This is a genomic window from Plantactinospora alkalitolerans, from assembly GCF_015690345.1.
GTDB classification, from domain to species: Bacteria; Actinomycetota; Actinomycetes; order Mycobacteriales; family Micromonosporaceae; genus Plantactinospora; species Plantactinospora alkalitolerans.
Map to the genome: position 1 here is coordinate 21910 of NZ_JADPUN010000232.1, position 6838 is coordinate 28747.

General features: G+C 69.3%; 8 protein-coding genes. 7 read left to right on the plus strand and 1 reads right to left on the minus strand.

The window, feature by feature from the left end; genetic code table 11:
* The first annotated feature begins 9 nt into the window (after positions 1-9).
* The 6 genes from I0C86_RS26330 (at position 10) to rdgB (ending at position 5124) form a co-directional block, all read left to right on the plus strand.
* Positions 10-975: a PLP-dependent cysteine synthase family protein gene (locus I0C86_RS26330; RefSeq protein ID WP_196203969.1), complete on the plus strand. Its 966-nt coding sequence runs from the start codon at positions 10-12 to the stop codon at positions 973-975.
* Between the two features lie 327 nt (positions 976-1302).
* Positions 1303-2049 carry an MBL fold metallo-hydrolase gene (locus I0C86_RS26335; protein ID WP_196203970.1) on the plus strand — a complete coding sequence of 249 codons (747 nt, stop codon included), beginning with the start codon at positions 1303-1305 and terminating at the stop codon, positions 2047-2049.
* Positions 2050-2087: 38 nt separating this feature from the next.
* Complete coding sequence (locus I0C86_RS26340; RefSeq protein ID WP_196203971.1) at positions 2088-2840, plus strand: hypothetical protein; 753 nt, start codon at positions 2088-2090, stop codon at positions 2838-2840.
* 79 nt (positions 2841-2919) lie between these two features.
* The gene (locus tag I0C86_RS26345) at positions 2920-3678 is read left to right on the plus strand and encodes a hypothetical protein (RefSeq protein WP_196203972.1); all 759 of its coding nucleotides are present in this window, start codon (positions 2920-2922) and stop codon (positions 3676-3678) included.
* A gap of 85 nt (positions 3679-3763) precedes the next feature.
* The gene (gene rph / locus I0C86_RS26350; RefSeq protein ID WP_196203973.1) at positions 3764-4492 is read left to right on the plus strand and encodes a ribonuclease PH; all 729 of its coding nucleotides are present in this window, start codon (positions 3764-3766) and stop codon (positions 4490-4492) included.
* Positions 4489-5124, plus strand: a complete 636-nt coding sequence (gene rdgB, locus I0C86_RS26355; protein WP_196203974.1) for an RdgB/HAM1 family non-canonical purine NTP pyrophosphatase — start codon at positions 4489-4491, stop codon at positions 5122-5124. Before rph ends, rdgB begins: the two co-directional genes overlap by 4 nt.
* On the opposite strand, the gene I0C86_RS26360 is transcribed toward rdgB, so the two are convergent.
* Entirely contained in the window at positions 5121-6287 is a 1167-nt protein-coding gene (locus I0C86_RS26360) for a low temperature requirement protein A (RefSeq protein WP_196203975.1), read from the minus strand. The two genes, rdgB and I0C86_RS26360, sit on opposite strands and share 4 nt — an antisense overlap.
* A gap of 145 nt (positions 6288-6432) precedes the next feature.
* Between I0C86_RS26360 and I0C86_RS26365 the strand changes: the two genes are divergently transcribed.
* On the plus strand, positions 6433-6813 hold the full coding sequence (locus I0C86_RS26365; protein WP_196203976.1) for a low temperature requirement protein A: 381 nt from the start codon (positions 6433-6435) through the stop codon (positions 6811-6813).
* Positions 6814-6838 lie beyond the last annotated feature (25 nt).

The window sequence follows — 6838 nt, forward strand, 5'->3', positions numbered from 1 at the left end:
GAGGCCGCCATGACGCGGTACGAGAGTCTGCTCGACGCGTGCGGCGGTACTCCGCTGGTGGGGCTGCCCCGCCTGTCGCCGACGGTGCCCGACGGGGCACCGCCGGTGCGGCTCTGGGCGAAGCTGGAGGACCGGAACCCGACCGGCAGCATCAAGGACCGCCCGGCGATGTTCATGGTCCGGGAGGCGGAGCGGGCCGGACGGCTCCGGCCGGGTGACACCATCCTCGAGCCGACCAGCGGCAACACCGGAATCTCCCTGGCCATGGTCGCCAAGCTCCGGGGTTACCGGCTGGTCTGCGTGATGCCGGAGAACGTCTCGACCGAGCGGGTGCAACTGCTCCGGATGTACGGCGCCGAGATCATCTTCTCGCCGGCCGCCGGTGGCTCCAACCAGGCGGTGGCGACCGCGAAGCAGATCGGCGCCGAGCACCCGGACTGGGTGATGCTCTACCAGTACGGCAATCAGGGCAACGCCCAGGCGCACTACGAGACGACCGGGCCGGAACTGCTGCACGACCTGCCCACCATCACGCACTTCGTGGCCGGGCTGGGTACCACCGGGACCCTGATGGGGACCGGACGGTACCTGCGGGAGAAGGTCGACGAGATCGAGATCGTCGCCGCCGAGCCCCGGTACGGCGAGCTGGTCTACGGCCTGCGCAACATCGACGAGGGCTACGTCCCGGAGTTGTACGACGCCAGCGTGCTGACCAGGCGCTTCTCGGTCGGCACCCGGGACGCGGTGCTGCGTACCCGGCAGCTCGTCGAGGTGGAGGGCATCTTCGCCGGCTTCTCCACCGGAGCGATCCTGCACGCGGCGCTGGCCGTGGCGCACGAGGCCGTCCGGGCGGGCCGCCGGGCGGACGTCGCGTTCGTGGTCGCCGACGGCGGCTGGAAGTACCTTTCCACCGGCGCGTACGGCGGCACGCTCGCCGATGCCGAGGAAGCCCTCGACGGTCAGCTCTGGGCCTGATCGACGGTCGTCCCCGCGTCGGCACCGATCCCTGACCGGTGCCGGCGCGGCACACCCGGCAGATGAACGTGTGGGGCGGGGGTGCACAGTTTCCCGACATGCCAGAGTAGGTGACAGAACGTAACGCTAGGGCCGAAAGTGGCGTCTTACCCGTACCGCACCGGGTCGCCCGGACCGGTTGTCACGTTCGCGACAACTGTTGCCAGATCTTTCTTGTGCCCAGGTGTCGCGGCGTAGGCTGCGCACCGTGGCAGACCTTCCGGCAATGATCGTCTACGCGTTGGTCGGCGGACTGTCCGTGACCATCAGTGACGGTAGGGCGACCTGATGCGATTGACCATCCTGGGCTGCGCCGGCAGTTTCCCGGGTCCGGAATCGGCCTGCTCGGCCTACCTGGTCGAGGCCGACGGGTTCCGGCTGCTGGTCGACTTCGGCTCGGGATCGCTCTCCGCCCTGCAGCGTTATGTCGGGCTCAAGGCGCTGGACGCGATTCTGCTGACGCATCTGCACGGGGACCACATCCTCGATGCCATCCCGTACATCGTGGTGCGCCGGTACGCCCCCGACGGCCCCTATCCGCCGCTGCCCGTCTACGCCCCGAGCGGTGCGCCGGATCGCCTCGCCAACGCCTACAGCCTGGACGGCGGGTCGATCGACGACGTCTACACCTTCTACGGGTTGCAGTCCGGAACCTTTCCGCTCGGGCCGTTCGCGGTGACGGTGGACCGGGTCAACCATCCGGTGGAGACGTACGGCGTGCGACTGGAGCACGGTGGCCGATCCCTGTGCTACTCGTCGGACACCGCCCCCTGCGAATCGCTGCTCCGGCTGGCCAACCGTGCCGATCTGTTCCTCTGCGAGGCGAGTTACCTGGACGGGGTGGAAAACCCGCCGGACCTGCACCTGACCGGGCGGGAGGCGGGTGAGATCGCGGCGAAGGCGGAGGTGGGCCGGTTGCTGCTGACCCACCTCGTTCCGGCCTGGGGTAGCGAGGCGGTCACCCACGAGGCCGCGCTGTCCGCGTTCGCCGGCCCGGTGGAGATCGTCCGTCCGGGCGCCCGCTACGAGGTCTGACGCCCCCGGAACGACCGCCGGTCGTTTAGCATTCGCGGGTGGGCCACCCTCCCTCCGGACCGCCATATCCCGACTCCACGGGCCAGCAACCCGAACCGGGCTTCTACCCGCCGGGACCGCCGTCCGGCGGCTATCCGCCGGCTCCGCAGTCCGGTGGCTATCCCCCAGGTCCGCAGCCTGGCGGCTATCCGCCGCCCCGTCAGCAGCCGCCCGGCTATCCGCCGCCGGGCCCCTACCCGCCGGGACCGGCGGCGCCCCATCCGGCCGGGCCGCCCGGTTATCCCGGTGGGCCCGGTTATCCCGGTGGCGTCGTGCCGAAGAAGCGCCGGGTATCCGGGTTGCTCGTCACCGTCGTCGTGCTGGCCCTGCTCTGCTGCGGGGGTGCCCTCTACGGCGGTTGGTACAAGCCGATGCGCGAGAAGGCGAACACCGAGGAGTTCTTCGTGGACCTCGGCGTGCCGAAGGGTTTCGTGGTGAGCCAACCCCAGTTCCTGGCCGGCACCGAGACGCTCGCCGCCGAGTACCGGATGAGCTGCCCGAAGCAGGCCTGCCCGGTCAACGCGGCCGAGGTGCTCCACGAGTGGATGGCCGATAACCGAATGAGCCACATGACGTTGCAGGACGTCCAGAAGTGCCTGGCGCGGGCAGCGGACCCGAGCGATCCCGAGTTGTGCGACATGGGGTGGTCCGTGGACGGCAAGCGGATCGAGGTGTGGGCGACCTGGGGCTTTGTCGACGGGCAGCCCGAGGATCGGCGTTGGGTGCTCAAGACCCAGGTCTACCAGGACTGACCCCGGCCGGCCGCGCGGTCGACCGGCTGGCGGGCGACCTGTTCCCTCGGAAGGTGAGGCGCCGCCTACGATTCGGCGGGTGACCCACCCTTCCTTCGGAGCGAACAACTCGGTTGGCCCGGGACAGTATCCGTCGCAGTCCGGACCGTACCCGCAGGCAGCCGGCGCGCACCCGTCGGCACCGGGCGGATACCCGCCGGCCGGCCCGTACCCGCCGGGGCCCGCGCAGCGCGGCGGCCCACAGTCCGGGCCGAGCATGCCGGCCGGTTATCCACCGCCCGGACCTGCCGGCGGCCACGGACCCCACCAGTCGCCGCAATCGGTCGGGCCGCCCGGCCAGGCGACCCCGAAGAAGTCGCGGAAGGGCCTCTGGTTCGTGCTGGTTCCGCTGCTCTGCCTGTTGCCCGTTCTCTGTTGCGGCGGCGCCTTCGGCTACTTCGGCTGGCTCCAGCCGAAACAGGAGCGGGACCACCACACCCGGATCTTCGAGAGCCTCGGCGTGCCGGAGGGCTTCACGGTGACCGAGCCGAAGTTCGCCGACGGCCTGGAGACGCTGGAGGTGACCTATTACCTGCTCTGCGAGAAGGAGATCTGCCCGGTCAACCCGGCCGAGAAGATCCACAAATGGCTCACCGAGAACAAGATGACCAACATGACCATGCAGGACGTCCAGAAGTGTCTGACCAATGCCGCGGACGACCGGAAGGCCGAGTTGTGCGTCTTCGAGTGGAAGGTGGACGGCAAGGTGGTGTCCGCGCATGCCATGTGGGCTCCCAGCGACAGGATCGAGGACCGGCGGTGGGTCCTCGACACCGAGATCTACACGCCCGCCGACTGACCCGGCGGGCGGACGTGCGGCGGCCGGCGTGGGCACCCGGGACACCCTCGGACGCGGCGAACCGGTGAACACATAAGCTGCGGGGATGGCGCGACCTGACGGGCGACGGCCCGACCAACTCCGACCGGTGACCCTGACCCGACGGTGGAGCATTCATCCGGAGGGTTCCGTTCTCGTCGAGTTCGGTGACACCCGGGTGCTCTGCACGGCGAGCGTCACCGAGGGGGTGCCGCGCTGGCGCAAGGGGTCCGGCCTGGGCTGGGTCACCGCGGAGTACTCGATGCTGCCCCGGTCGACCACCACCCGGTCGGACCGGGAGAGCGTCCGGGGCAAGGTTGGTGGGCGTACCCACGAGATCTCCCGGTTGGTCGGCCGGAGCCTGCGGGCCTGCATCGACCTCAAGGCGCTCGGGGAGAACTCGATCGTCCTCGACTGCGACGTGCTCCAGGCCGACGGCGGTACCCGGACCGCCGCCATCACCGGGGCGTACGTGGCGTTGCACGACGCGGTGAGCTGGCTGGCCGACCGGAAGTCGCTGGCCGGAAAGCCGGCGGCGGTGATGCACCGGTCGGTCGCCGCGATCAGCGTCGGGATCGTCGAGGGCGAACCGCGACTCGACCTGAACTACGTCGAGGACGTGGCCGCCGAGGTGGACATGAACGTGGTCTGCACCGGGGCCGGGGACTTCGTCGAGGTGCAGGGTACGGGCGAGGCCGGGGTGTTCGCCCGAGACCAACTGGACGCCCTGCTCGATCTCGGTGTGCTCGGCTGTGCCGAGTTGGTCGACGCCCAGCGGAAGGCGCTCGCCGAATGACCCGGGTACTCCTGGCGACGCGGAACGCCAAGAAGCTGGTCGAGTTGCAGCGGATCCTCGACGGCGTGCTCGGTTCGCAGCGGATCCAACTGGTGGGGCTGGCCGACGTGCCGGCGTATCAGGAGGTTCCGGAGACCGGGCTGACGTTCGGGGAGAACGCGCTCCTGAAGGCCCGCGAGGGCGTCAAGTGGGCCAACCTGCCGACCATCGCCGACGACTCCGGCCTGGCCGTGGACGCCCTTAACGGGATGCCCGGGGTGTTCAGCGCCCGCTGGTCCGGCCGGCACGGCGACGACCGGGCCAACCTGGAGTTGGTGCTGGCGCAGATCGGGGACGTACCGGACGAGCACCGGGGCGCGGCCTTCGTCTGCGCGGCGGCGCTGGTCCTGCCCGGTGGCAAGGAGCACCTTGTCGACGGGCGGCAGACCGGCCGGCTGCTTCGCGCTCCGCGCGGCGAGGGCGGTTTCGGCTACGACCCGATCTTCCTCGGTGACCAGCAGGACCGGACGAACGCCGAGTTGTCGCCGGAGGAGAAGGACGCGGTCAGCCACCGGGGCAAGGCGCTGCGGGCGCTGGCCAAGGTGATCGCCAAGGCGCTGCCGGCGGAGAGCGCGGGCTGGACCGGACGTTAGCCGGGTCGTCGGCGCCGCAGAGCGGTCAGCTCGGCGACCAGGGTGAGCAGCAGGACGACGTTCGCCACGATCAGAATTCCGAGCGCGGGCAGTAGCGGCATCGCGGGTCCGACCGCGACCAGCACCACCAGTGCGACCACCCGGGACCAGAGGATCCGGGCGGTCACCACGTAGTCGAACAGGCAGCTCCCGACGAGGAACAGCGCCGGCCCGCCGAGCAGCACGAGGATCCAGGCGACCGGCGGCGTGTTCGACGGGTGGTCGATCGCGTGTTTGGTGCCGGCCGAGATGAGTACGGTGCCGGCCACCATCACCAGATGCGTGTACGAGGTGGAGGTGCCCGGCCGGACCCGTTCGACCGAGGAGACGTTGTCCGGTGCGAGTAGTCGCCGGATTCGGTCGAAGTAGAGCTGGAACAGGAGCACGGTGTTGGCGAACGCCACCGCGCAGACGGCGAGCCGGTCGGCGTCGAAGGCGGTGAAGGCGAGCCCGGCGCCGGCGGTCAGGATCAGCTCCCCGAGCGCGATGATGAAGATCTCCCGGTGCCGCTCGGTCAGGTGCGTACCGGTGAAGATCTGACTCGAGAGTTCGGTGCGCCCGAGGCGTGGGGTGGGCCAGCCGATCCGGGCCGAGCCGAGGTCGATCGTCACCGCGATCGCCCAGAGCACCAGGCGGGTCGTACCGTCCGTGAAGACTCCGCCGATCCAGAGCCCGGCCGTGATCAGGAACCAGAAGAAGACCCGGACGCTGCGGGCCTGGATCGCGCGGTGTGTACGGGTGCTCGGGATGAGGACCGCGTCCCGGGCCAGGTGGATGCCGAAGTACGCGGCGACGAAGAGCAGCCCGTGCTGTCCGAAGGCACCCGGCACCGCGACCGCCATCAGCAGGGTGCCGAGCATGACCACCAGGACCAGGGCCTGGATTATCGGCAGCCGGGGGTTGAACAGGTCGGTGAGCCACGCGGTCAGCACCCACACCCACCACGAGGCGAGCAGCAGTACAGCGGTCTGCGCGACGTTGCGGACGCTGACGTCATGCACCAGCGACTGCGACAGCCGGAAGAGCGTGAAGATGTAGACCAGGTCGAAGAAGAGTTCCAGGAACGTCGGGTACTCGGGTTCACCCCGCTTGCGGAGGATCCGGGGAAGCTCGCTGGTCGTCACGGCTCGGCCTCCTACGGCACCCCGACAGGCACTCCCTTCTGCTACCCGTCAAACCTACAAAATCGGGCTTGATCGGACAGTCAAACCCATAGTGTTGGACGTGGCGACGTTGCTGGACGGCGTACCGGACGGGATGGGTTGACCGATGGCGATGGGCGGCGGCGCCGAAACTTCCGCGCCGGCCCAGCCCGACCCGAGGCGCCCCAACTATCTCGAACTCTTTTCCGACCTGGCGTACATCTTCGCGATGATCACCTTGTCGAAGGAGTTGCTCCACAATCTGACCTGGGTCGGTCTCGGCCAGGTCGTGGTGCTGCTGCTGCCGTTCACGCTGATCTGGGCGCTGTCCGCATGGGTGGGCGACCGGCTGGACCTGAACAAACCGTCCGTCGTGCCGCTGATCACCGGCACCATGGCGGGCAGTCTGCTGATGGCAGGGGCGGTGCCCGAGGCGTACGGCGACCAGGGGCTGTTGTTCGCGGTCACCTATCTGTCGATCCACTACCTGTCGATTATACACATCTGACGCTGCCGACGATCTTACGCGTGGA

What these genes read in the sequence shown, in the direction of transcription:
- I0C86_RS26330 (WP_196203969.1), top strand. Translation starts at nt 10, where the DNA reads ATGACGCGGTACGAGAGTCTGCTCGACGCGTGCGGCGGTACTCCGCTG.
- I0C86_RS26365 (WP_196203976.1), top strand. Translation starts at nt 6,433, where the DNA reads ATGGCGATGGGCGGCGGCGCCGAAACTTCCGCGCCGGCCCAGCCCGAC.
- rdgB (WP_196203974.1), top strand. Translation starts at nt 4,489, where the DNA reads ATGACCCGGGTACTCCTGGCGACGCGGAACGCCAAGAAGCTGGTCGAG.
- I0C86_RS26335 (WP_196203970.1), top strand. Translation starts at nt 1,303, where the DNA reads ATGCGATTGACCATCCTGGGCTGCGCCGGCAGTTTCCCGGGTCCGGAA.
- rph (WP_196203973.1), top strand. Translation starts at nt 3,764, where the DNA reads ATGGCGCGACCTGACGGGCGACGGCCCGACCAACTCCGACCGGTGACC.